This is a genomic window from Kangiella profundi (assembly GCF_002838765.1).
GTDB lineage: Bacteria > Pseudomonadota > Gammaproteobacteria > Enterobacterales > Kangiellaceae > Kangiella > Kangiella profundi.
Map to the genome: position 1 here is coordinate 2536204 of NZ_CP025120.1, position 25671 is coordinate 2561874.

At 43.9% G+C, this 25671-nt stretch carries 28 protein-coding genes; 21 read left to right on the forward strand and 7 right to left on the reverse strand.

Translation table 11 applies throughout. The features are described from left to right. Positions 1–23: 23 nt before the first annotated feature. Positions 24–485 (reverse strand): thioesterase family protein, encoded by a 462-nt coding sequence (locus CW740_RS11815; protein ID WP_106647689.1) that lies wholly within the window; start codon positions 483–485, stop codon positions 24–26. Between the two features lie 222 nt (positions 486–707). Between CW740_RS11815 and CW740_RS11820 the strand changes: the two genes are divergently transcribed. Genes CW740_RS11820 through queG form a run of 3 tightly spaced genes read left to right on the forward strand, consistent with a single transcriptional unit; the run spans position 708 to position 2720 of the window. After that, positions 708–1148, forward strand: coding sequence for a c-type cytochrome (locus CW740_RS11820; protein ID WP_106647690.1), 441 nt, complete (start codon positions 708–710; stop codon positions 1146–1148). Between the two features lie 21 nt (positions 1149–1169). Continuing rightward, positions 1170–1532: a c-type cytochrome gene (locus CW740_RS11825; protein ID WP_227523865.1), complete on the forward strand. Its 363-nt coding sequence runs from the start codon at positions 1170–1172 to the stop codon at positions 1530–1532. 39 nt (positions 1533–1571) lie between these two features. Continuing rightward, positions 1572–2720 carry a tRNA epoxyqueuosine(34) reductase QueG gene (gene queG, locus CW740_RS11830; RefSeq protein ID WP_106647691.1) on the forward strand — a complete coding sequence of 383 codons (1149 nt, stop codon included), beginning with the start codon at positions 1572–1574 and terminating at the stop codon, positions 2718–2720. Here queG and CW740_RS11835 read toward each other — a convergent pair whose 3' ends face one another. The 3 genes from CW740_RS11835 to CW740_RS11845 all read right to left on the reverse strand — a co-directional run bounded on the left by CW740_RS11835 (position 2721) and on the right by CW740_RS11845 (position 3922). Then, positions 2721–3077, reverse strand: coding sequence for a PDZ domain-containing protein (locus tag CW740_RS11835; protein ID WP_106647692.1), 357 nt, complete (start codon positions 3075–3077; stop codon positions 2721–2723). It abuts the gene before it with no gap. 74 nt (positions 3078–3151) lie between these two features. After that, the gene (locus CW740_RS11840) at positions 3152–3520 is read right to left on the reverse strand and encodes a SpoIIAA family protein (RefSeq protein ID WP_106647693.1); all 369 of its coding nucleotides are present in this window, start codon (positions 3518–3520) and stop codon (positions 3152–3154) included. 33 nt (positions 3521–3553) lie between these two features. Continuing rightward, positions 3554–3922, reverse strand: a complete 369-nt coding sequence (locus CW740_RS11845; protein ID WP_106647694.1) for a VOC family protein — start codon at positions 3920–3922, stop codon at positions 3554–3556. A gap of 159 nt (positions 3923–4081) precedes the next feature. On the opposite strand from CW740_RS11845, the gene CW740_RS11850 reads away from it, so the two are divergent. The 7 genes from CW740_RS11850 (at position 4082) to CW740_RS11880 (ending at position 12610) form a co-directional block, all read left to right on the forward strand. After that, positions 4082–4729, forward strand: coding sequence for a hypothetical protein (locus tag CW740_RS11850; protein WP_106647695.1), 648 nt, complete (start codon positions 4082–4084; stop codon positions 4727–4729). 70 nt (positions 4730–4799) lie between these two features. Continuing rightward, a complete protein-coding gene (locus tag CW740_RS11855; protein ID WP_106647696.1) occupies positions 4800–5255 on the forward strand; it encodes an SseB family protein in 456 nt (151 codons plus the stop codon). Positions 5256–5356: 101 nt separating this feature from the next. Next, positions 5357–5806 carry a VF530 family protein gene (locus CW740_RS11860; RefSeq protein WP_106648199.1) on the forward strand — a complete coding sequence of 150 codons (450 nt, stop codon included), beginning with the start codon at positions 5357–5359 and terminating at the stop codon, positions 5804–5806. 113 nt (positions 5807–5919) lie between these two features. Further along, positions 5920–6558, forward strand: coding sequence for a glutathione S-transferase family protein (locus CW740_RS11865; protein WP_106647697.1), 639 nt, complete (start codon positions 5920–5922; stop codon positions 6556–6558). Between the two features lie 250 nt (positions 6559–6808). Continuing rightward, a complete protein-coding gene (locus CW740_RS11870; RefSeq protein WP_106647698.1) occupies positions 6809–7255 on the forward strand; it encodes a nuclear transport factor 2 family protein in 447 nt (148 codons plus the stop codon). Positions 7256–7394: 139 nt separating this feature from the next. Further along, positions 7395–10601 (forward strand): amidohydrolase family protein, encoded by a 3207-nt coding sequence (locus CW740_RS11875; protein ID WP_106647699.1) that lies wholly within the window; start codon positions 7395–7397, stop codon positions 10599–10601. Between the two features lie 134 nt (positions 10602–10735). Next, a complete protein-coding gene (locus CW740_RS11880) occupies positions 10736–12610 on the forward strand; it encodes a diguanylate cyclase (RefSeq protein ID WP_106647700.1) in 1875 nt (624 codons plus the stop codon). A gap of 52 nt (positions 12611–12662) precedes the next feature. Here CW740_RS11880 and CW740_RS11885 read toward each other — a convergent pair whose 3' ends face one another. After that, positions 12663–13139 carry a Dps family protein gene (locus CW740_RS11885; RefSeq protein WP_106647701.1) on the reverse strand — a complete coding sequence of 159 codons (477 nt, stop codon included), beginning with the start codon at positions 13137–13139 and terminating at the stop codon, positions 12663–12665. A 179-nt stretch (positions 13140–13318) separates the two neighbouring features. Here CW740_RS11885 and tusA point away from each other — a divergent pair, with 179 nt between their 5' ends. The 3 genes from tusA to CW740_RS11900 are packed head-to-tail and all read left to right on the forward strand — an operon-like array spanning position 13319 to position 14422. Then, positions 13319–13573 (forward strand): sulfurtransferase TusA, encoded by a 255-nt coding sequence (gene tusA / locus CW740_RS11890; RefSeq protein ID WP_106647702.1) that lies wholly within the window; start codon positions 13319–13321, stop codon positions 13571–13573. Between the two features lies 1 nt (position 13574). Further along, positions 13575–14174 (forward strand): DUF1285 domain-containing protein, encoded by a 600-nt coding sequence (locus CW740_RS11895; RefSeq protein WP_106647703.1) that lies wholly within the window; start codon positions 13575–13577, stop codon positions 14172–14174. Between the two features lie 14 nt (positions 14175–14188). Next, on the forward strand, positions 14189–14422 hold the full coding sequence (locus CW740_RS11900; protein WP_106647704.1) for a hypothetical protein: 234 nt from the start codon (positions 14189–14191) through the stop codon (positions 14420–14422). A 162-nt stretch (positions 14423–14584) separates the two neighbouring features. Here CW740_RS11900 and CW740_RS11905 read toward each other — a convergent pair whose 3' ends face one another. Then, on the reverse strand, positions 14585–15133 hold the full coding sequence (locus CW740_RS11905) for a DNA-3-methyladenine glycosylase I (RefSeq protein WP_106647705.1): 549 nt from the start codon (positions 15131–15133) through the stop codon (positions 14585–14587). Between the two features lie 169 nt (positions 15134–15302). Between CW740_RS11905 and glyQ the strand changes: the two genes are divergently transcribed. The 5 genes from glyQ (at position 15303) to CW740_RS11930 (ending at position 20457) form a co-directional block, all read left to right on the forward strand. Beyond that, positions 15303–16226 (forward strand): glycine--tRNA ligase subunit alpha, encoded by a 924-nt coding sequence (glyQ, locus tag CW740_RS11910; RefSeq protein WP_106648202.1) that lies wholly within the window; start codon positions 15303–15305, stop codon positions 16224–16226. 2 nt (positions 16227–16228) lie between these two features. After that, positions 16229–18289: a glycine--tRNA ligase subunit beta gene (gene glyS / locus CW740_RS11915; protein ID WP_106647706.1), complete on the forward strand. Its 2061-nt coding sequence runs from the start codon at positions 16229–16231 to the stop codon at positions 18287–18289. 2 nt (positions 18290–18291) lie between these two features. Further along, positions 18292–18840: a D-glycero-beta-D-manno-heptose 1,7-bisphosphate 7-phosphatase gene (gene gmhB, locus CW740_RS11920; RefSeq protein WP_106647708.1), complete on the forward strand. Its 549-nt coding sequence runs from the start codon at positions 18292–18294 to the stop codon at positions 18838–18840. Further along, complete coding sequence (locus tag CW740_RS11925; RefSeq protein WP_106647711.1) at positions 18833–19627, forward strand: sugar nucleotide-binding protein; 795 nt, start codon at positions 18833–18835, stop codon at positions 19625–19627. Before gmhB ends, CW740_RS11925 begins: the two co-directional genes overlap by 8 nt. 95 nt (positions 19628–19722) lie before the next feature. After that, positions 19723–20457 carry a DUF481 domain-containing protein gene (locus tag CW740_RS11930; RefSeq protein WP_106647713.1) on the forward strand — a complete coding sequence of 245 codons (735 nt, stop codon included), beginning with the start codon at positions 19723–19725 and terminating at the stop codon, positions 20455–20457. 40 nt (positions 20458–20497) lie between these two features. Here CW740_RS11930 and CW740_RS11935 read toward each other — a convergent pair whose 3' ends face one another. Beyond that, positions 20498–21034: a gamma carbonic anhydrase family protein gene (locus CW740_RS11935; RefSeq protein WP_106647716.1), complete on the reverse strand. Its 537-nt coding sequence runs from the start codon at positions 21032–21034 to the stop codon at positions 20498–20500. A 199-nt stretch (positions 21035–21233) separates the two neighbouring features. Between CW740_RS11935 and CW740_RS11940 the strand changes: the two genes are divergently transcribed. The 3 genes from CW740_RS11940 (at position 21234) to CW740_RS11950 (ending at position 25663) form a co-directional block, all read left to right on the forward strand. Then, positions 21234–23666 (forward strand): bifunctional diguanylate cyclase/phosphodiesterase, encoded by a 2433-nt coding sequence (locus CW740_RS11940; protein ID WP_106647718.1) that lies wholly within the window; start codon positions 21234–21236, stop codon positions 23664–23666. A 62-nt stretch (positions 23667–23728) separates the two neighbouring features. Next, positions 23729–24628: an ATP-grasp domain-containing protein gene (locus CW740_RS11945; protein WP_106647721.1), complete on the forward strand. Its 900-nt coding sequence runs from the start codon at positions 23729–23731 to the stop codon at positions 24626–24628. Between the two features lie 3 nt (positions 24629–24631). Continuing rightward, entirely contained in the window at positions 24632–25663 is a 1032-nt protein-coding gene (locus CW740_RS11950) for a TraB/GumN family protein (protein ID WP_106647723.1), read from the forward strand. Positions 25664–25671: the final 8 nt, after the last annotated feature.

The window sequence follows — 25671 nt, forward strand, 5'->3', positions numbered from 1 at the left end:
TCAAATATTGGTTTTGTATGGGGCTAACCCACCATGTAAGTGCCAGTTGCCACAGCGATTAATGAGCCTTCATTATTCTCCAGCTCCATTCGAACCACCGCGACCTTTCGACCGGCTCGAAGCAGTTGCGCCTTGGCAAAAAACTGCTCTCCGCGGCCTGGCCTTAGATAATCCACACGAATATCAATGGTGCTCAGTTTGGCCAGTTTAGTTTTTAGCTGAGGTAAATGAGTAGCAGGATTATCGTTTAAAATACCTACCGCTGCCATGGTCCCACCAACCATATCTAAAGCCGATGAAATCACTCCACCATGAAGTATTCCATGATAGTAATTGCCAACTAACTCAGGCTTCATATCAAACTTAATGATGCATTCCTGCTCGCTGACGCTATCGTACTCAAGGCCAATATGGCGATTGAAAGGGATCTTGTTCACCAGTGCTTCGCCGAGCATCTGGAGCGCTGTTTGTTTTAGAAAACCCATATTCTCCCCAACCAAAGCTTTTGCGCTAGTTTGCCTGATCTGACTACAAAAACCTATGCCTAATTCGAAGCCTCGCGATCACTGTTTATTCTGGTTATTTTTTGCTCTTGATAGTTGATGACTATTTGATCGTTTGCCAATAACCGTTATAATCTGCGCCACATGAATGCCTGCATCTCATCCATAGAGCACAGGCAACAGGCATATACAGAGAGAGACGTCATGACTAACTTGAAAAACGCACTAGTTTTTATCGCCAGTTTCACTATCGCGGGTTTTGCTGGTATCGCCACTGCAAAGCACATGAGCGAGCACAACATTGAAGAACGCTTGAAGCCTGTTCATAGCGTTTACGTTGAGGGTGATGATGTACCACAAGTTGCTAACGCAGCTCCAGCAGTAGCTGGCGGCGCTTCAGCAGCCCGTACTCCAGACCAAATCTACAATACTTACTGCATGGCTTGCCATACTACTGGCGCTGCTGGCGCTCCAAAAATTGGTGATGCCGCTGAGTGGGCCAACCGTACTGCTAAAGGTATCGACACCGTACACGCTAACGCTATCAACGGTATCAATGCTATGCCAGCAAAAGGTACCTGTGCCGACTGTTCCGATGAAGAAATCATCGCAACTGTGGATTACATGATCGAACAAAGCCAGTAATTCCGTTAAAAGCCGATCCTGATGATCGGCTTTTTTGTGCCCGTCATTTATGAAAATGCCCTGATTGCCATGAGACCTATCCTATTTTTTATATCTATCTCATCTTTACTATTGTTGTCTGCCTGTAGTTCAGAGCCACAGGAACGAACTGGTGAAAGTATCTATTACCAGTCATGCTTCAGCTGCCATGAACGTGGCCATGGTGGGGCACCCATTCGGGGCAATATGGAGCAATGGCAATCACGATTGGACAAAGGTCAAGAGATCATAATGACCAACATGGTCGAAGGCTACAAAGGCATGCCACCCAAAGGAGCTTGTTTCGATTGCAGTGATGCCGATTTGCAAATGGCCCTCGACTTTATGTTATTGCCGAAGGAATAGCGTTACCATCTACACATGGTAACTCTCAGCCAATAAGCAATGCCCCTAACCGACCTACAACTTGAACAGATCAAACATACGGCGGTTAAGCTGGCCAAACAGCATGGCTTTCAGGATCTGAGAGTTTCAGACACAGACACCGGTGGTTATTTCGAGCGCTTCAAGCAATGGGTAGATGACGGCTATCATGGCTGCATGTCCTTTCTTGAACGTAATCAGGAACTGCGCCAAAACCCCGCCGAACTGCATCCCAATACCTGTCGAGTTTTATCGTTACGGTTTGACTATCTGAATAATAACGCCAGCTTTACCACACCTCTTAAAGACAAAACTCTGGCAAATATATCTCGCTACGCACTGGGACGTGACTATCACAAACTGATGCGAAAACGTCTGCAAATGGTCATTGAAGATTTGAAGTCCAAACTCAATGATGAACCCAATCTTGATTATCGTGTGTTCGTCGACAGTGCTCCGGTGCTTGAAACCGCTTTCGCTGAAAAAGCCGGGCTAGGATGGAAGGGTAAACATACCTTAATTCTCAATAAAGACGCGGGCTCCTGGTTTTTCCTCGGGGAAATCTTTATTAACTTGCCACTACCAGTTGATGAGCCTGTTGAGGATCTATGTGGTAGCTGCTCTTCCTGCATCAATCTGTGTCCTACGGATGCCATTATTGATAATAAGAAAATTGATGCCCGACGCTGCATTTCCTACCTGACAATTGAGAATCAGGATGCGATACCTGAAGAACTTCGTCCGCTCATGGGTAATCGAATTTATGGCTGTGACGATTGCCAATTGGCCTGCCCTTACAACCGTTTTGCAAATCACACCAATATTGACGATTTCTCTCCACGCCATAACTTACACAACATTTCGTTGGCCACTCTCTGGGAATGGGATGAGCAAACTTTTCTAGAAAATTTCCAGGGCAGTCCAATACGCCGTATCGGTTACCAAAACTGGTTGAGAAACCTCGCGGTTGCAATCGGCAACTCCAAACAGTCAGATATGATTGAGCCGCTCAAAGCAAAATATAAAGTTGCTAACGAAATGGTTAGGGAACACATTGACTGGGCTATTGAGCAGCTAAACAACCTTGAAGATAATGAAACATCCATTATCGATAAAAAAACACAGAAACTGATTAACTGTGTCACAGTTATGCTTCCCCAAGATGCCTGATTAGGCTTCCTTTACCGCTGGTCCTACAATTATCACAATTTCCTTTTCTTCACCGTCTTGAGTTTTTACTTTCAGTTTGAGCTCTTCGCCAGCATTTTTATCCATATAATCTTGTACATCATCAGTATCGCAACCAGGAATAACACAGTCTCCAATAGCTATCACCTGATCGCCTGCATTCAAACCAGCTTTTTCAGCAGGTGAATCAGCATGAACTTCTTCAATTTCAAACGAAGTGATTTCCGGGTTAAAGAATCCATCGACACCGACTTTGGCTGAAAACCCAATAGACCCTTTTTCATCAGCGTGAACTGTAAAAGATAGACACAGCAATACACATACAATAATTTTTTTCATTTTAACTTCCTTCAGTTTTTATTTTGAGAGAACTATGACTGTTAATTCTAAGATTAATTCCATTAAATTTATTCTTATTCGCCGAACAACACCCAGTTTCTTGCATGGGAAAATTCGTCAAAACTAAAATTCCGGAGTTGTGCATTGATAAAATGATTACCAATCGCTTCAGCAAAAGAACCTACCGGTGAGTCGGTTACGAAGGCGATACGTTGAATACTTTTATGATGCTCACGAACAAAACGAAGGTGTGAAACCAGTGCGGCAAATGATGCCCAGCCAGGAAATGATCGCGTATGAATGATTAATCCTTTCAAGGAGCCATTCTTTTCAATGACTGGATCGATAAGTTGAGCTGCCAGGCGAAAATCATTATCCGTTAAAGCGCCATCCGGCTCCAAAATGACTAGCGCATGATCTGAATCAATTTTAACTTTAAGCATATCCCTCTCTCCTTGTTCATCTTTTTAACTATACTAATCCGAATTTGTCACCAAGTGAATAATGTTTGCGGGACTAGAAATCCAGAAGCCCTCAAAACCTTCAGGCAGCGGCTCAATTTCATCACAACGAACAACCCCATTAGTTTGTAGATATTCTGCTGCGGCATCCATATCATCAGTAATGACCTCAAGCCAAATTTCCGTCTGACTGACGGTGGTCACCCGATCGATCCACAACACCTTATCTCCAAACTTAAATCGAATGGTATTGTTATCTTCCTCACTATCAAGTGGGATCAACTCAAACCCTAATACATCCCGATAAAAGGCAACCGTCTTATCATACTCGTGAGCCGGCACCTTCATAGCGATATTCTGACCAGGTTTAAATTTAGGTTTCATATATCCTCCTTGAAAGAGTGAGTAAATCCTTAGTTATGAGAAAGATCATTATTAAACAATAACAGCGCTATGATCGCCATACAATCGACACTTGTATCAAAAGACCAATAAGAATAAAGTCTTACCAAGATCTTAATATAAATAATACAAGAGTGTTCTATGGCAAATTCACCAAAACGGACGACATTTATTCTTGATTTTTGGGCCTTTATTTTCAAAGCGGTTGGCAAAATCTCACTTTTCAACTTTGTCAGATTTTTATTTCCAGGCGCCAGAACTGGTCTTTTTTCAGAAGCCTGGGCTCTGGGCCATCTGATTCTATCTTTCTTATCTGTACCCGCCGTTTTATATATCAATAACTACTATGTAGGTCTATTTATAGCAGCATATGCCTTATTGCGGATCTTCGAGGTTGTGGTATATCAGACTAATGTATTGCTTTTTGATGAATACAGAGCCAAAAAGGCAGGTAAAGAATATGCACTGCATGGTTATCGTCGGATTGTGGTGCTTCTGATTCAAAACTACTTTGAAATTATTTTTTGGTTCGCAGCCCAATATGTTGTATTCAATAGTTTATTCATGTTCGCAGTCGAAGGATCAAACGAAAGCGTTTTTGGAGCTATCTATACTAGCTTTGTCGTAATGACTAGTTTTGGTTATTACAACGTCACACCGCTTGGTGTCTTAGCCTACTCACTGGTTATTGGCCAAGCGATGATTGGTCTATTCATGACCTTATTAAGTTTAGCAAGGTTCATAGGATTAATTCCTACACCAAAATCCAGAGACATAACAGAACAATGACTTGAGTTGACAGTTAACATGCTCATAAACTTATTTACTATTCTTAACTCTACAAACTTCGTAACTTATTATGTTTAAACTTACAGTTATTTTTACTGCTGTTTTATTTATTTCCATTTCTTCTTATGCTGAAGACGATAATCTCAGTCCACTCGATCAAGCCTATGTACTGGCCATGGAGAATGCAGATCAGGAGCTGGATTATTATAATTTATTCCTTAATTCCGAACTGTTTATCCCAGTTCACTCTTACAAAAAAGATGAGTCTCCAAAAACTGGAGTCACATTTGATCCAATTCTTATGAAAACCGATGGGGTTCTGGTGCTAATGTTGTTTGATTCTCTTGAACGACTAAGAGCTTGGGGTAATGACGATATGGCTTATGTTTCCATGCCGGGGCGTACCGTTGTTGAGGCGGTTGGCTCTGATATCCACTGGGCTCTTAATGTAGGTACTGGGAATATGAAAGTGTTTGTCCCTGAAGAACTTCAATGGCTTGAAGAACTCGTTAACTCCTCTAAGTAGGCGGAAAGACAATAGTTCTGAGCAAGGAGTAGTGCTCCCTTAACACTATTAGTCCTTTTACAGCTATAATGAAGCATGATTTATCCTGCTTTTTAATTTTTATGACCGATGACATCAATTATAAGAATAACCCCCTGAATGGCGTGGGCTTAAAAGCCTTAGTCACCGAATTAGTTGAACACTATGGATTTGACATACTTTATGCATATTTGAATATCAATTGCTTTAAAACCAATCCAAGCACTGCTTCAAGCATTAAATTTCTTAAAAACACCAAATGGGCGCGGGAAAAAGTCGAAGCTTTCTATTTGTATCAATACAAAAACCTACCCCAACCAGCTTCCAATCAATTACACCTGTCTCCCAGAGACAGGATTGTTCCAGACGATCAGAAACCAGGACAACCTGCTGAATTAAGCCTTGAAAACGCTGAACAGCTACGCGAACAACGTGTTAAAAAAGCTGCTGAGTATGATCAGAAAAAACGTAATCGCTCAACCAGTAGCTCAAAGAGTAGCAACGATCCTTGGGGGCAGTGGAAGAAGAGCTAGAAGTATAGTCTGGAAAGTGCCGTAGAGCTTCGTCATTTAACTGAATTAACCTCGACTTTGCTACGCTAATCTGAGCTAGGTATGCTTATACACCAATGAGAAGGAAATCACTCATGACTGATATTACTCTTACTACTTTCGACTGGGTTCCCAAAATGCCAAGAGGTTATGTGCGTGACCTTCGGGTACGATGGGCGTTAGAGGAAGCGGGCTTACCTTATAAGGTTAATAGTGTGCCTTTCCGGGATAGGGATGAACAGCACTTCATGAGCCAACCTTTTGGGCAGGTTCCATGGCTGACTGATGGTGATACTAAGATCTTTGAAAGCGGAGCTATTTTGATGTATCTAGCAGAACGAAGCGAAGCGTTGATGCCTTCAGATCCTCAAAGTCGCAACGATGTTATTCAATGGGTATTTGCCGCCCTTAATTCGGTTGAGATGGCGAGCCTACCTTGGTCCTTATACCAATTTTCTGGTGATACCACCGACACTCCGGGACGAAAAAATATCGACAATTTCCTCTATGCTCGGTTAACGCATATGGAGACGGTTTTTGCAGGACGTGAATGGCTCGTAGGTTCTTTCTCTGTTGCGGATATTTTAATGGCTGATGTGCTGCGTCTGGTGGATCGGTTTGATGGCTTGGCAGAGTTTCCTTCTTGCCGCGATTATATGGCGCGGGCAACGACACGACCAGCATTTAAAAAGGCGTATGAAGATCAAGTGGCGCATTTTGCTATGGCTGATTGATGGTTTTTTAGGCTGTTATGCGGCTTTATGGACTGAAGGATGTATCGTGACACACCGCTTAATTTAAGGCTTGTTCAATGGTGCGTCACGACGCACCCTACGTTACTATCAGTATTGTCCGCCTGGGATTTGTAACGATTAGTTTTTGAACTTTTTCTGATTTACTTATTCATATAATAAGCTTCTAAATCACGAAGAAGCAATAATATTTTTATTTAACTAATTAATATTTATATAAAAAAGGGACCTTATGAAAATTTTATTTGCAGCTTTACTGCTTTTATCACTTAGCAACCCTACTTACGCTGAAACAGATACTCTAGATTCAAATAAACAGCTTGTTGTCAATTTCTATACTGATGTATTGCTCAAGGGTAACGCAGATGCCATCGATGAGTATATTGGTGAGGGGTATATACAACACAATCCTAACCTTCCTGATGGTAAAGAAGCATTACGACAGCTAGTAGAAAGCTTCCCCCCAAAAGATGATACTTCACCTCCTTCAGGAAAAATAGTTCGTGTTATTGCAGAAGATGATCTAGTTGTATTGCACGTTAATAATTTTAACTGGCCAACACCGAATGGTGGAGCCATCGTTGATATATTTCGTGTAAAAGACAATAAAATTGTAGAACACTGGGATGTCATTCAGGCTATTCCCGATACTTCTAAAAATAGTAATACTATGTTTTAGCTCTTATGAGTGCGTTTAGGCGCACCTTCTCTCTTAACCTTTTCTTACAATTTACTGCGCCAATCTTTTGCCTAATAGCTATTGCCCCTCTATATTGCTAGGTTGAGTCATTTTCATTAACTAACGAAAGAGTCTGGCAATGAAGAAATTATCTATCTTATCCAGCCTGTTGGTGCTGTCTTTGGGAACTGTGGCAAACTCAGCCACTGCGGCAGACGAAGACAAGGCTAAATGGGATGTGAACAATCCTCCCGGCACTCCTATATTTGCGGATATTCAGGTCAATGAAGGCACCTGGATGAATCTAGATGTTAGCCCTGATGGCAAGACGATTGCCTTTGATTTATTGGGTGATATCTACACCATGCCGATGTCTGGCGGCAAAGCTAAAAACATTACTAATAGCATGGCGTGGGATATGCAGCCGCGCTTTTCGCCCGATGGCAAGCAATTAGCTTTCACCACGGATCAAGGTGGCGGTGACAATATCTGGGTCATGGACGTTGATGGCTCGGATCAATATCAGGTCACTAAAGAGAGTTTTCGCTTGTTGAACAATCCGGTGTGGAGCCCTGACGGCAACTACATTGCAGCTCGTAAGCACTTTACCGGTACTCGCTCTCTTGGTGCTGGTGAAATCTGGCTTTACCACAAATCTGGTGGCAGCGGCATTCAGTTGAACAAGCGTCCTAATGAGCAAAAAGATCTGGGTGAGCCGGCTTTTACGCCTGATGGCAAATATGTTCTATTCTCACGCGATTCAACCTCAGGTCGTTATTTCGAATACAGTAAAGACTCCAATAATCAAATTTATGAAGTGTTTGCGATTAATCGTGAGACTGGTGATATCGAAACCTGGATTGATGGCCCCGGTGGCGCAGTTCGTCCAACTCCTTCGCCTGATGGCAAGTTCATTGCGTTCGTGCGTCGTATTCGTGCACAAAGTGCCTTGTTCCTGAAAGATCGCGAAACAGGAGCAGAATACCCGATTTATGAAGGCCTTGAGCGTGATATGCAGGAGACCTGGGCCATTCACGGCGTTTATCCTAACTTTGCCTGGACGCCAGATAGCGATGAAATTGTTTTCTGGGCGCAGGGTAAACTGCACAAAATCGATATAGCTACTAAAGAAGTTTCCAATATTCCTTTTGAAGTAACCGATCGTCGCGAAATGCGTCAGGCCGTAACTCAAAAGAACGCTGCTTATGAATCCAAGTTCAATGCCAAAATGTTGCGTTGGTTACAGGTTTCTCCAGACGGTGATCAGGCGATATTCCAGGCACTTGGCAAGATCTATACCGTGAACTTACCTGATGGTAAGCCTAAGCGCTTAACTCGTCAGAATGATCATTTTGAGTTTTATCCGCATTATTCAGCCGACGGCAGCAAAATTGTCTACACCACCTGGGATGATGAGAAGCTTGGTACGGTTCGTATCATTTCTTCGCGCGGTGGTAGTGGAAAAGTTGTTTCTCAGCAACCAGGGCATTACACCAACCCAAGTTTAAGTCCGGATGGTGAAACGGTTGTGGTACAAGCCATTTCCGGCGGTTACCTGACCAGCCCGCTTTACTCACAGGATACTGGTATCGTTGCCATTAACCTCGACGATGATAAACAGTATGTGTTATCGAAAAGTGGCAGTAACCCCTTCTTTGCAGGCAGCTCTGACCGAGTGTTTTTCTCACAGGTTACGCCTAATGGTGAAATCTACAGTACTAAGTTAGTTAGTACTGATCTAAGCGGTAACGCCAAGCAGGAACACTACGAGGGTAACTGGATTAGCGATTTCGCCGTCTCTCCTGATCAGCAATGGCTTGCTTTCACACAACGCTACCAGGTCTATGTCACACCATTTGTTCATAGTGGCAATGCGATAAATACAGGGCCATCTGCCCGCAATCTGCCGGTGCGTCAATTCTCGAAATTTGCTGGCAGCAACCTGGCATGGTCTGAAGACAGCTCTTCACTTTCATGGTCTTTAGGCCCTGATCTTTATCAGCAGGCGCTAAAAGATCGTTTTGAATTCCTAAGTGATAAGTCTTCAGAAGCAGCTGAAGCACCAGAAGCAAAAGCGACTCGCATTAACTTTACGGTCAATGCTGATAAGCCTGAAACATCACTTGCTTTGGTTGGCGCCAAGGTGATTACCATGGAAGGCAAAGAGATCATTGAAAATGGTGTGGTTGTGGTAGAAAACAACCGTATTAAAGCGGTAGGTAAGCGTGGCGAAGTAGCCATTCCTTCTGGCGCTGAAACAATTGATGTCTCTGGCAAAACCATTATCCCAGGATTAGTGGATGTTCACTGGCACGGTCCTTACGCCAATGATCAGATCCAGCCACAAACTAACTGGAATGCGATGGCATCATTAGCTTTTGGGGTAACCACCACACACAATCCATCAGCCAATACCGAAGCTGTATTCTCTTCGAGCGAGATGCAAAAAGCAGGTGTGATTACAGCACCTCGTCTGTTCTCAACCGGTACCATTCTCTATGGCGCCGAACAGTACATTACTGCTGAGGTAAATAATCTAGAAGATGCTATTGGTCACCTGGAGCGTATGAAAGCTGCTGGAGCATTCTCGGTTAAGAGTTACAACCAGCCACGTCGTGATCAACGCCAGCAGGTGTTGGAAGCTGCCCGTCAGACTGGACTCATTGTTGTTCCAGAAGGCGGTTCGCTATTCATGCACAACATTTCGATGGTAATTGATGGTCATACAACGATTGAACACTCAATTCCTGTCGAGAAAATCTATGATGACGTTAAGCAGTTATGGAGCCAGAGCCAGACTTCTTATGTGCCAACCCTTGGCGTTGCTTATGGTGGAATCTGGGGTGAGCGTTACTGGTATGACAAAACAAAGGTCTTTGACCATCCACTGTTAACCAAGTTTGTTCCACGCGAAATCCTAGATCCGGTTTCTCGTCGCCGTTACACGGCACCTGACGAAGATTACAACCACTTCAATAATGCAACAGTCACTGCTCAACTGCGTGATTTAGGCGTCAAAGTTGGTATTGGTGCTCACGGTCAACGCGAAGGTCTGGCTGCTCATTGGGAACTGTGGATGTTCGAACAGGGCGGCATGACCCCGCATGAGGCACTGGAAGCCGGCACTATGGATGGCGCAAAAATCCTGGGTATGGAGTCGGAAATTGGTTCAATTACCGAGGGCAAACTAGCTGATCTGGTTATCCTGGATGCAGATCCATTGGAAAACCTCAAGAACAGTGAAAAGGTCAATATGGTTATGCTGAATGGACGTTTATATGATGCCCAGACCCTGAACCAATTGGCCCCTGAAGAGAAGAAGCGTCCTGCTTTCTTCTTTGAATAACCTCTCTCAATAGATTATTTCAATCTTGCAATACCGTAATGCAAATTTGCATTACGGTATTGTTCATTTTTGCATCAATTTACGGTAAAGTGAGTTAATTCACATTCTACTAATACAACAATTAAGGGATTAATGTGGTTAAGCTCAAATCGCTATTGATGGTGTTATTACTACTGGCAAGCTCGCAAATTCATTCAGCAAGCCCAGTAGACAATATTCCCCTGCAGAACCAGCTTTATGCCATGGGTAAACTATCCATACCCGAACGTAGCCAGGAATCTTTCTACAATAAACTGCAATCAATTTTAAAAAATCCTCTGGATCCACACTCTGAAGCATTAGCCAATATTTTATTAGGCGATTACTATATTCATGTCAATGATCCTCTTCGCGCCCGGGAGCATCTGAACATCGCTACGCCACTGGTCAATACAATCGATAAGGCAAGTCTCTATCAGGAGTATAATTATGTACTCATGCTAGTGTTAAGAACCGAGGGTAAAATTCAAGAAGCTAAGCGAACAGCCGATGCACTCTATCGTGATGTTCGCGAATCATGGCCTGACAATAAACTCAGCGATATTGTGCTTGAGCGTGCTTATCTGAACTCCTATATGTATCGCTACCAGGAAGCTTTTGAGCTAATGGAGCTTGCTTTAGCTCACGCCTATGAAAGTGACGACCCTTTTCAGCTGGTTGAAACCTATAATTTATTCGCTATTCTTTATGGCGGCCTTAATGATTATCCCTCTGCTATCGACTACCTCAATAAGTCGATTGAAATCATGGAAGCTAACCCAAGCTTTACACAGAATACTTACCTCTACGTCAACCTTGCGGACTCCTACCGTGCATCAGAACAGTTTGATCAGGCTAATGACTATCTTAATAAAGCATTAGAGATTGCACGTAATACCGACGATATTTCTCTTAAAGCCTATGCTCATCAGGTCAGAGGCCGCTTGCTGGTCGATCAGGAACAATATGAGAGTGCACTAAGTGAAATTTTATTATCACAGCAACTGCACAAACAAGTCGGCGAGGAGTTATTCAGTTTCGAAATTCATTCTGAGCTATTGAAAATTTACACCGAGCTTGAGCAACTTGATAAAGCTCAGTCGCATCTACAGCTGGCAAAAGAATATGCTAGCCAATTGGGTAGTCAGGATGCTCACTATATCAACCGCCTTGAAAGTCAGTTAGCTTTTAAAAGTGGCAATTTTGAACAGGCCTATGAGTTGCTCAATGAGTCATATACTCAATATAGAAAACAATTTAATGACAATCTCACTTATGTTTCGAACCTGTCTCGCGAGCAGCTCGATCAAGAGCGTCTGGTGTTCGAGAACAAACTGCTAGAACAGGAAAATAAGCTTAACGCTCAGTATGTTAAAGAAAGCAAAAAGTACAGCTATATTTTATGGGTTTTAATATTACTCTTGTTGCTGGTAGTGGGTATCGCGCTCTGGATTATGTTGCGTTACCGTGGTGTGGCCAGAACCAATCACCGTATGGCGTATACCGACAATCTAACTAAACTGCCCAACAGACGGCATGTTTTCCGGACTCTTGAACTTCAGCATAAATCCAGTGGGCAAACACGAAAGCCCTACAGCGTCATTTTGTTCGACATTGATTTCTTCAAGAGCATTAACGATCGCTTCGGACATAACGTCGGCGATAAGGTCATTCAGGCAACACGAAATATCTGTGAAGCAGTACTACGAGAGTCGGACACCGTTGGACGAATTGGCGGTGAAGAGTTTTTAATCTTGCTTCCGGATACCGGCATTAAAGAAGCCTATGGCATTGCAGAAAGATTACGCGAATATTTTGAAAGCTATAACTTCGATGACATAGCACCAGGGCTAACCGTTACCTCCAGTTTCGGGGTTACCGAATACATGCCCGATGATGAAACCCTTGATCTTGTTATCAACCGAGCTGATCGCTTGTTATATAAAGCCAAAAATGAAGGGCGTAATCAGGTGATGGCAAGTTTTGCCTAAAGTCTTGACGATTAAAAAAGGCGACATTAAGTCGCCTTTTTTGTTTTAACGGTTATTTTTGTAGATGAGATCTTAGCATCCAGGCCGTTTTCTCATGCACCACCAGCCGATCTGAAATCAGGCTAACGGAAGATTCATCGTCTGCCTCCTGAGCAAGCGGTAGAATTTCACGCGCAGTTCTAACGACAGTCTCATGGCTATCAACTAGACGCTCTATCATCTCTTCAGCACTGATGTTACCTTCCACTTCCTTAATCTTGGTTAACTTTGCGAACTCCTGGTAGGTACCCGGAGATAAGATTCCCAGTGCACGGATTCGCTCCGCAATATCATCCACTGCAACCGCTAGTTCCGTGTAATGAGTTTCGAACAGAGTGTGCAATGACTGGAAAAATGGCCCAGTAACATTCCAGTGGAAGTTGTGAGTTTGCAAATACAATGTATAGGTATCTGCCAATAGACGTGACAGTCCATCACCAATTTTTTCGCGGTGATTTTCGTTAATTCCAATATTAATCGCTTTATTCATTCTGTACTCCTTATGTTTAACTTTTCACCATACTAACTTAGTAACATTGTTAGTTAAAATCAATCCTTTCTACCAAATTGATATATAGTTACTATATAAAGTGCTATTAGCTTCATGTTATGAGTGAAAAAGACTAAAATTCGCACAATTTCAGCATACAGCAATTGTTTTACTACCCTATGACACAGCTCAACTTTGATCAATACGACCGTAAACTCGATGCACTCGGCCTGCGTTGCCCCGAGCCTGTCATGATGGTGCGCCTCAATGTTCGCAAGATGGCGGACGGTGAAGTCCTGCTGGTTGTTGCTGACGATCCTTCAACTACCCGTGATATCCCAAAGTTCTGTACTTTTATGGAGCATCAATTGATCGGTAGCGATACCGACCAGGCTCCCTATAAGTATCTAATCCGAAAAGGTATGGCGGCCTGATATGTCCGGCTCAGAAAACAATCCTGATCAGCCCGAGCAGGCCCATAAAGATCTAGGGCAAATTCTGACAGAGCTTGAGAAAAACAGCGATGGGCAATCATTACCCCCTGTCGAAAAGTGGAACCCCGATTTTTGCGGTGACATGGAGCTGGTGATCAAGCGTGACGGTAGTTGGCATTATCAGGGCTCACCGATCGGCCGCCAACGCCTGGTCAAACTATTTTCAACCGTGCTTAAAAAAGAAGATGATAAATATTTTCTGGTAACACCGGTCGAAAAACTCGGCATTCGTGTTGAAGATGCTCCTTTCCTGGTCATTCGCATGCAGGTAAAAGACACCGCCGATGGCCCGCTTATCACCTTTGAAGATAATTGCGACAATCAGATTATTCTCACTGAAGACAACCCTATATGGGTTGAGCATGATTCAAAAACGGGTGAACCTTCACCTTACATTATGGTTCGACGTAATCTTCATGCGCTGATTCACCGTAATGTCTTTTATGAGCTGGTAGAGCGCGCTGAAGAAAGAGTCATTGATGAGCAAAAACATCTCGGTGTGATTTCTGCCGGCGAGTTTTTCAGTTTAGGCACTATTTAAATCATAGGTAACAAATGGTTAAATTCCAGGCCCTGCCCAAAGTCACCATAGTTTGCTACATCATCTCGATAGTTATTATCGGCTTTGTACTAGCCGAGCAGTTCGCCGAATGGGATCTTTTCAGTCGTAAAGTCAAAGTAGGCATCTTAGTAAGCGCTGCAATCATTGGCGTTTTCGGCTCAATAATTAGCATTGCTAAACAACTTGCCAACTACCTCAGACGAAATAAGTCTTCAGAAAAAAATTGATACGGAGATGAAAAGTTTAGGGCGAATATAGCTCATCACCATAAAATTAAAATTTTTTGTTCTGAGCGCGGCATAAGTCTTTTTTGAGGAAGGAGTTTAGTTGCTCTTAAATGACTGACGATAAAAAGACTTATAACAAAGCTCAGGGCAAAAAAGATAATTTTATCTTTTAAAGCAATCCATCGTATGATCATCCACCATCCCCGTCGCCTGCATAAAGGCATAACAGATGGTACTACCTACAAACTTAAAACCGTCTTTCTTGAGTTGTTTTGACATGGCATCGGATTCAGGAGTGGTGGCAGGAACTTCTTTTAGGCTTTTCCAGTTGTTGATAATCGGCTCACCACCCACAAATTGCCATAGGTAGTCGCTAAAACTTTGCTGTTCTTTTATACGGAGATAATTCTGGGCATTGACAATAAAAGCATTCACTTTCAGTTTATTACGAATAATCCCTGGGTCGGATAATAATTGCTCGCGCTTGGCCTGGTCATAGGCTGCTATCTTCTCAGCATCAAAATGGTCAAATACCTTACGGTAATGTTCTCGTTTTTTAAGAACCGTGATCCAGCTCAGACCCGCCTGCGCACCTTCCAGACACAGCATCTCGAAAAGCTGCTGGTCATCATAGGTTGGCACTCCCCATTCGGTATCGTGGTATTCAATATAAAGTGGATCATCACTGACCCAACCGCATCGTTTACGCATTTACTTATCTTATTTGATGATTTTTATTTCACTGGATGTTACCACGAGTTGGAAATCGACAAAAAGCCTGATATTTCTCGCTTTAAGGTTAGAAAATGACCTGAATTACCGTATAATTTCGCTCTTTGCACAAAATAAAGCAGATAAGCATCCATTAAGGGCACAGATTGTGGCAGACACTAAGACCTTTCAGGGATTAATCCTGACCTTACAGAATTATTGGGCCGAGCAGGGTTGCGTCATTCAGCAGCCACTGGATCTCGAAGTCGGCGCCGGCACTTTCCATCCTGCAACTTTTTTGCGCGCCATTGGCCCTGAGCCATGGAGTGCAGCTTATGTTCAGCCATGCCGTCGACCAACTGATGGCCGTTACGGCGAAAACCCGAACCGCCTGCAACATTACTATCAATACCAGGTAGTGATTAAACCTTCTCCACTTGATATTCAGGAAATGTATCTGGGCTCGCTGAAGGCACTTGGCCTTGATCCTTTGGAACATGATATTCGTTTTGTGGAAGATAACTGGGAATCGCCAACTTTGGGTGCCTGGGGTCTGGGCTGGGAAGTCTGGCTCAATGGCATGGAAGTCACACAATTTACCTACTTCCAACAAGTGGGTGGTCTTGAGTGTAAGCCGGTGATGGGCGAAATCACTTACGGTCTTGAGCGGATCGCCATGTATTTGCAGGGTGTTGATAGCATTTACGATCTGGTGTGGACCGATGGCCCATTAGGAACTGTGTATTACCGTGATGTCTTCCACCAGAATGAAGTCGAGCAATCCACCTACAACTTCGAGTACGCCAATGTCGAAAAACTGTTTGAGTTCTTCGATTATTGCGAAAGCGAATGTATGCGATTGATGGAACATAACCTGCCACTTCCAGCTTATGAAATGGTGCTTAAGGCTTCCCATGCCTTTAACCTGCTTGATGCTCGTCATGCTATTTCAGTGACAGAGCGTCAGCGCTTCATTTTGCGTGTACGTACTTTGGCGCGCTCTGTTGCCGAGAGCTACTATGCCGCCCGCGAGGCTCTGGGATTCCCCATGCTTCAGAATAACCAGCAAACCAATAAATCGGAGGAGAAGTAATCATGGCACAACACGATTTATTGTTTGAACTAGGCACCGAAGAGTTACCACCTAAGGCATTGAAAACCTTGAGTGATGCTCTACGCGACAACTTTGCCGCTAATCTGCAAAGCAATGATTTCGCCTTTGATAGCATCGAAAACTATGCTGCACCACGTCGATTAGCACTTATTATCCGCAATTTAGCGGATAGCCAGCCAGATAAAAATGTTGAACGTCTCGGTCCTGCGGTTGCTGCCGCATTCAATGAAGATGGCACTGCCAAGCCAGCAGCAGTCGGTTTTGCCAAATCCTGTGGTGTTGAAGTGGATCAGCTGGATCGCATTCAAACCGATAAAGGCGAACGCCTGGGTTACACCATCGCGCAAAAAGGTCAACCGTTGTCCGAGTTGATCGAAGATATGCTGAATTCTGCCCTGAAAAAACTACCGATTCCAAAACCAATGCGTTGGGGAAACAGTTCTGCTCAGTTTATCCGTCCGGTGCACTGGACAGTATTATTGCACGGCTCATCTGTACTAAACGCTACAATTTTAGATACTAAAACAGGCAACGTCAGCCGCGGCCACCGCTTTATGGCCGAAGGCAACGTTTCACTACATGATGCTGACGATTACGTAAACAAACTGAAAGCCGAACACGTCATTGTCGATTTCGAAGCACGTCAACAACTGATCGAAGAGCAGGTCAAAGCCGAAGCGGAAAAGCTCGGTGGCATGGCACAGATCAGTCCTGAGTTGTTGGATGAAGTGACCGGCCTGGTCGAGTGGCCTGTAGCGCTGACAGGAAAATTCGATGATGAATTCCTGTCAGTTCCAGCCGAGTGTTTGATTTCATCCATGGCCGAGCATCAGAAGTATTTCCACGTACTTGATAAAGATGGAAAGTTGATGCCGAACTTCATTACCGTAAGCAACATCGAAAGCAAACGTCCGCAAAGCGTGATCGAAGGAAACGAAAAAGTGATTCGCCCGCGACTTGCTGATGCTATGTTCTTCTTTGAAACCGATAAAAAAGTCAGTCTGGAAAGTCATCAGGCGCATCTCAAGAATGTGGTTTTCCAGAAACAGCTTGGCTCAGTGCAGGATAAAGCTGAACGTGTCGCTGAATTGGCGTCTAAAATTGCACCAATGATTGGTGCTGATCCTGAGCAAGCTCATCGCGCGGGCTTATTGTCGAAATGTGACCTGGCAACAAACATGGTCGGCGAGTTCGATAACCTGCAAGGTATTATGGGTACTTACTACGCCCGTCATGATGGCGAAAACGAAAACGTTGCTATCGCCATGACCGAGCAATACCTGCCTAAATTCTCAGGTGATGAACTGGCAAAGAACCCAGTCGGTCAATGTTTGGCGATTGCTGATCGCGTCGATTCTCTGGTTGGCATTTTTGGTATTGGTCAGGCACCGTCCGGTGCAAAAGATCCGTTTGCACTGCGTCGCGCAGCAATTGGTCTGATTCGTACCATTGTTGAAAACCAACTAACACTTGATTTGACTGACCTGATTGCACACTCGAAAGTCTCTTTTGCCGACAAACTCAGTAATGCCAAGGTAGAGTCGGAATTACTCGATTTTGTTCTTGAGCGCTTCCGCGCCTGGTATCTTGATCAGGGCGTCAGCAGCAATACTATCTCAGCGGTTATGGCTTTGCGTCCGACGCAACCACTGGATTTCGATGCCCGCATTAAAGCGGTTCAGTTCTTCCAGACGTTACCCGAAGCTGAGAGCTTATCGGCTGCTAATAAGCGCGTAAAAAACATTCTCGCTAAAGCAGATATCGAAGTTCCAAATACTATCGATGCTGGTTTATTACAGGAAGCTGAAGAACAGGCACTGGCCAAAACCATTGCCGATGCAGAAACAAAATTGGCTGACATGACCAACTATCAGGACAAACTGCAACACCTTGCCAGTTTGCGCGACGATGTGGATGCATTTTTTGATAAGGTTATGGTCAATGCAGACGATGAATCAGTAAAAGCCAACCGACTGGCCATGCTGAAAAAGCTGCAGGATCTATTTGGTTCAGTAGCTGATATTTCCCTGCTGCAAAACTAGCCATGTCAAAAATAGATTGGGAAAAGGTCAAAGTAATAGTTCTGGATCGTGATGGCGTCATCAATCACGATTCAGACGACTATATCAAGTCGCCGGCCGAATGGATCCCAATCGCCGGTAGTTTGCCAGCGATCGCAAAACTTAATCAACGATTCAAAGTAGCGATTGCCACCAATCAATCGGGTATTGGCCGAGGCTATTATGATGAGCCGATTTTGCATGCTATGCATGACAAGATGAACAGTCTACTTGAAGAGTATCAGGGCCACATCGATCATATTGAGTACTGCCCGCACCATCCTGATGATGGTTGCTCATGCCGTAAACCCGAAACACAGATGCTTGAGCACATTGCTGCTAAGTTTTCAGTAGAACCAAAGGAGATCGTTTTTGTTGGCGATTCCAGCTCGGATTATCAATGCGCTCAAAACTTCGGCTGTCCCTTCGTGTTGCTATTAACTGGCAAGGGCCTCAAAACCTTAAACAAATTGGCTGGCAAGGATTTGATTATCGAAAAGAGTCTAGCGATGTTGGTGGAATCCATTGACTAATCAAGGCAAAAACCTGATCGTTGGTGCTGGCAAGCTTGGTCAGCGTTTTTATCAATACCTAAAATCGCTCGATCAGCCCACGATTACCATATCCCGAAGCCCCAAAGGATGGTCTGAGCATCACATTTGTTATGATCTTTTGAATGATCAGCAGGCCTTGCCAAAACTCCCTAAAATAAGCAATGTGTTTATCATTCTTGCACCTGGCGAGCGCACTGAATCTGCATATCACAAAACCTACATCACTGCAGTTTCCAATCTGATTGACCTCTTGCACCAGCAACAGACTGATTTTCATTGCATTTTTGTTTCTTCAACTTCAGTTTACGGTGGCAATACTGAGACGGTAATAAATGAAGAAACCATGCCTTTGCCTGATTCTTTTTCTGGGCAGACTCTGCTTGAGGCTGAACAAAACATTAAGAAACTGCACGCCAGTACTTCAATTATCAGACCCTCTGGCTTGTATTCATCACAGCGTCAACGACTGATTAACAGTCTGCTTGACCCAGGCCAAGAAGAAAATCCTAAATGGTTGAATCTGGTCCATGAACAGGATGTCTGTCAGTGGCTATGGCAAACAGCTATTAATAAATGGCCATTAACGATTGCTTCTGATGGCTTCCCATTTCAACGTAAACAGGTGCAGAATTTTCATCAATCACTAGCTGACGCTGATACCCCATCATCGCCTGATAGTTCTGCCAGACGCTACCAATCACTTCATCTTGACAAGATAAATTTGCAACACCCTTCAATTTTTCACTGGTTAAAGTCGCGAATGTAACGTTTTATAACATTTACTGTATTTTTATTAGTCAGCGATTTGTTAAAATGCCCAGCTTTATTGGCTTGTAGATTGGTATAAAAAGCGAGAGTAACATGAATTTTAAAAAATCCCTGGTGGCATTAGCCGTTTGTTTTTCTTCACCAGCCTTATTTGCGCAAAGCGGCCTTTTATCAGACGCACCTGAAGAGGGCTATTTCGGTGCTATCGACCTTGGTTATATCAGCACGACTGGTAACACTGAGACTGAAAGCTTAAATGGCGCCTTCAAATACATCACACGTCTTACTGATGAATGGTCAACAGGTGTTCATATCACCGGTATGACTAACCGAAATGATGAAATTCGTGAAGCAGAACGCTATACCTTCGTATGGAATAATCGTTACGACCTTTCAGAAAAATCATTTGTTTATAGCGTTGTCGATTATATGAATGACTATTTCGGTGCTTACGATTATCAGGCGGGTGCCTATGTTGGCTACGGTCATGAATTATTTAAAGATGATACTGGCCATTTCTCACTAGGTCTTGGTTTAGGTTATCGTATTAATGCGCTTGAAGCTGGGGAAGATGAAAAAGAAAACGTTGTTCGTGGCGACCTTGATTATCAATACAACATTTCTGAAACTGCGGTTTTCACTCAATTAGTTTCAGCAATCTGGGGACAGGACGTAGATACCTACACCTCTGAAACGGCACTGAGAACCAATATTTCTGAAAGTCTATCTCTCAAATTGGCTTACAATATTAACTACAACTCTGAAGTACCGGTGGGTGCTGAAAAGCGCGACACTACAACAACTGTCAGTGTGAGTTATAGTTTTTAGTAAAACTCTCCTATAAAAAAACCGGCGAAAGCCGGTTTTTTTAATCTTCTTGATTAAGGTATTGGTTCTTCAGCTTTACATAATTATCTGCTGAATATTTAAAGAATTCGGTTTCTTCTTCGGTCAGCTTTCTAATCTTACGAGCTGGTGAGCCAACCCAGAGATAGCCACTTTCAAGCACGCGTCCTGGCGGTACCAGACTGTTGGCGCCAACGATGACATTTTCCTTAATCAAGGCTCCATCCATTACAACCGTTCCCATGCCTATTAAACAATTACTTTCAATGCGGCAACCATGAAGAATTGCTTTATGACCAATAGTCACATTGTCACCAACATACAGATCATGACCTTCTGGATCATAAGGGCCAGCATGTGTAACGTGGCAAACAGTACCATCTTGAATACTGGTTCGTGCGCCAATATGAATGGAGTGAACATCGCCTCTTAAAACCGCCATTGGCCAGATTGAGCTGTCTTCACCAATCTGTACATTACCCACCACCAGCGCTGTTTCGTCTACATAGACCTTATTGCCCAGTTGTGGCTGATACTGATTAAATTTTCTAATCGTCATTAGGTTGTATCCTGTTACGTTCTGCCGCTATTTTAGCCTGTCTGACCCTAATCTCAAACCTAATATACCTTAACTGGCTATATTTCCTTTTGTCCTATAATAACTGCTATTTCTATAAGTCATATTTGCACTTATCACCATTGATGGTTATGCTTATCCAAACAACAGGGAGTACACCGTACAGGCGGATTTAGTTTTGATGTTTAGCAAACCTCCATTACCTGAATCTACCCTTCAAAGCCTTGTCGAAAATGACTATTCAGCAGTGTTGGTTTGCAATGACAAGTATGTCATTAAAGCCATCTGTATAGATAAGTCCATACCAGCATCGACACTTCAAGGGATAGAGCTCAAAGAATGGCTACCAGCGGAATTGCTGAGTGGTGAGAAGCTACGCGCGGTAGTTTCACTGCCTGATATCCGTAAAGAACGCTATTTCATAGCCTCTATTACCCGACTCCCCAAAGACAAGTCTCACCTGAATGTTCTGGTTTCGCTTCAGCCAGCGCCAGAACTCAATCTGAATGATCAGGAAGCAACACCCAGCTTGCTCTCAATCTACAAGAACATGGTTCTTGATAAGGCCCCTATTTTTATCTATGTCCTTGATTATCGGACTCAATTGTTTGTTGAAGGGCTGGAATACTTCAGTGAATTGCTAGGTTACAGCCAGGAAGAGTTTGAAGCGATGCCCGATGGCGTCTATTCAACCGTTCATCCAGACGACCTGGATATCGTTAAAGCTCAAGAGAAAAAGCTTGCCGAAAGTGGCGATAAAGAGGTTGTCCCTGCAGATTTTCGTGTGCAAAGAAGAGATGGTGAATGGATCTGGATTCAAATTCACAGCACCATTTATGCGCGCGATGATGAGGGTAATGCCATCATTGAAATTGGCTCTATCCATCAAATCCAGAAAGATTTTGAAACTGAGCATGCGTTACGACGCAAGGATAAATACTATCGCACTCTGGTTGAGAACAGTTACGATTGTATCCTGATGTATGACCAGGACATGAATGTAACCTATATTTCTCCATCAGTAACACGGGTTACCGGTTACTCGGAAGAAGACCTGGTCGGCAAAACTCTGGACACCTTCATTTATGAAGAGGATCGAGAAGAAGCAGCAGCTAATTTACGCTATGTAGCAGAAAACCCTGGTGCGCTTTCAGTTGTCGAGCGCCGTATTAACCACAAAGACGGCCATGTGTTGTGGATTGAAAGCCGCCTGGTCAATCACCTTAATGATCCCGACATTCAGGGCGTAACAGTAAACTTCCATGTCATTACCGAACGCAAGCAAGCCGAACGAAAAATTCATAATTTAGCTAATTTTGATCCGCTCACTCAGCTTCCTAACCGCTACCTGCTGCGTAAACGGTTACTAAAAGGCCTTGCTGATTCAGTCAAGAACGACTCAAAGCTTGCCCTGATGTATATCGATCTCGATCGCTTTAAGGAAATTAACGACACTTTAGGTCATTCAGTCGGTGATGCTTTATTGCAGACGGTTGCCAAAACTATACACAAATGCCTCCGTAGTTCGGATACTCTGGCGCGAGTAGGCGGCGACGAATTTACCATCGTGTTACCAGAGACATCAGAGAAAGAAGCACGTCACATCGCGGATCGCATCCTGCAACAATTCCGGACGCCGTTTCAGGCTGATAGCCATACGGTTCAGACTGGAGCCAGTATCGGCATCAGCATCTTCCCCGATCACAGTAAAAAAGCAGAAGATCTGTTCCGTTTTGCCGATATTGCCATGTACTCCGCTAAAAAAGAGCGCAATCAATATCAACTGTATGAATTAAAACATAGTGAACGCGAGAATCGCCGTCGCTCGGTGGAAAAAAAGCTGAAGACAGCCATTGCCAACGACCATTTAAGGCTCTACTACCAGCCACGGGTGGACATCAAAACGGGGCTAATCCGAAGCGTTGAAGCACTCTGTCGCTGGTATGATCCTGACCATGGCGACATCTCGCCAAGCGTCTTTATCCCAATCGCAGAAGAAAGCACGTTAGTACATGAGCTTAGCCAACAGGTGACCGATCTGGCCTGTAAGCAAATCGTTGCCTGGCGCAATATGGGCATAGACACTACCGTTGCACTGAATCTCTCTATTAAAGATTTGCGTAACTTTAATCTGCTCAATCAATTTAGCGATACCATGCGTACCTATGATATTCCGGGTAGCGCACTGGAAGTCGAAATTACAGAAAGTGCAGCGATGACCGACGTGGTCAATACCGTCAAAGTCCTTAATCAATTTAAAGAGCTAGGCATCAAGTTATCGATAGATGATTTTGGCAAGGGCTATTCCTCTTTGGCTTATCTAAGCCAGCTTCCGGTGGACAACCTTAAAATTGATATGTATTTCATCTCCCAGCTGAGCAGCCAAAAGCAAGATCGGATGACCAATGTGAATATCATTCGCAGTATTATCTCGCTTGCTCAAAGCCTTGATATGCACACGGTTGGCGAAGGCGTTGAAACCATTCAGCAAATGTCAATTTTACAGTCTCTTGGTTGTGATATGGGACAGGGCATGCTGTTCTGTCGACCAATGTCAGCTACCGCAATTACCGACTTATTGCGAGAAGGAAAAGTCACTTTTGCACGTCGTTAATTGTGCCTCTTTAGTTTGTACTCCATAATAACCGGCCTTATAACTTGTCTTAACTTTACTCAATGAAGATAGCCATCGCGACTCGTCATAACCTTCCCGACTGGGAGCAGGATGACCAACCTTTTTTTAAGGCGCTGACTAATGCCGGTATAGAATTTGATGTGGTGCCATGGGACAGTAATACAGACTGGTCTAATTACGACTTGTGTCTAATTCGCACTACCTGGGATTATCAGGAACGTTTCGACGAATTCACACTGTGGATCAAAACCGTAAGTCAGCAGACTCGTCTTTACAACCCAGAGCCCATCATTCATTGGAACAGCCATAAAAGTTACCTGCGAGAACTGGAACAGAACGGTGTTCAAATTGCGCCATCCGTCTGGCTCGATCGTGGTCAGGGCTATAATATTAAAGAAATCATGCAGGCCAAGGGCTGGCAGAAAGGATTTATCAAGCCACTAATAGGAGCTAATGCTCGGGAGTGTTGCCGCTTTGACACAGACGAGAAAGGTTTAGCCGCTGCTCAGGCTCACATTGACCGTCTGGTGACATCAGAAGATTTGGTATTACAGCCCTATCTGGCTACGGTTGAGAGCTTTGGTGAAACATCTGGTATTTTCTTTAATAATCAACTCAGCCACGGTACCCGCAAAGTTCCGGTGCAGGGTGATTTTAGAGTTCAGGATGATTATGGTGCCAGCGACTTTCCCTACCAGCTGAGCGAAGCAGAAATCGAGCTGGCCACTAAAGCGATGGCTTATGTTTGTGACCACTATTTACCGGCTTCTGAAGATAGTTTACTGTACGCTCGTATTGATTTTTTACACGACCCGGCGGGAACACCCTACCTGAACGAAATGGAGCTGATTGAACCGTCTCTCTTTTTCAGGCATGGCGGTCAGGCATCCTGCGATGCATTAGTTTCTGCTATCAAAGCTAAAATAAAGAACAAGGAGTGATCCATGAATAAAACAGCCCGTATCATTTTCATCGGCCTGCTGCTGTTGCTGGCAGGCATCGGAGTTGGCTATTTTGCTAAGAAGTATTTTGACACAAGCGAATCTCAGCCTACAGTAGCTAATGATGAACAACAGCCCTTGGAACAGGTTAACCCTAATCCTCCAGAGAGCCGTCAGCTTGAGCCTGAAACCAAGCCAGAAACCAAAGCAGTTACTGAGCCCAACTATGACCCTGCTATCTGGAAAGTTGAACACAATGGCGTAACGTCATATTTGTTTGGCTCAATCCATATGGGCGACTCAAGCATGTACCCACTACCCGAACATATTCGCAGCGCATTCTCTGATAGCGATGTTCTGGTGGTAGAAATCGATATGACTAACCTCAATCAGATGGAAATTGCCCAAACCGTTCAAAAGATGGCCATTGACCCAGACAAACCCTTAAAAGAACATCTATCTGAAACAACTGCTGAGAAATACGACGAATACTGCACTAAAACCCGCTCTCCATGCCAAATGTTCAGCTCTTTTGAGCCCTGGTTTGCAGCCATGACCTTAGAAGCTTTGGCAATGCAGCAATCAGGTTATAAGGAACAACTCGGCATTGACATGCATTTCTTAAATGAAGCCAAAGGCAAAAAATCAATCGTTGAGCTTGAAAGTTTCGACTCACAACTAGCAATGCTTGATGGTATGCCAGCTCATCTTCAGGACCTGATGCTACTGTCGACCGTTACCCGAGAAGAAGGTGCTACCGAAAAGCTGGTCAATGCCTGGAAAACCGGTGACGTCGAAGCATTCCTGGCTGAATCAGAAATGTCTGCCAAGGATCAGGGAATCTCTGATGAAGACTACAATGCCTTTATGGATCTCTTCCTGTACGAACGAAACCAGGGTATGGCTGACGGCATCGCTGAACTACTGGAACAAGGTAAGGCTGTCTTTGCTGTGGTAGGCGCAGCCCACTACGGTGGCGAAAAAAGCGTTAATTATTATCTAGAGCAAAAAGGCTTCAAAGTCACCCGTTTGTAATTTGACTC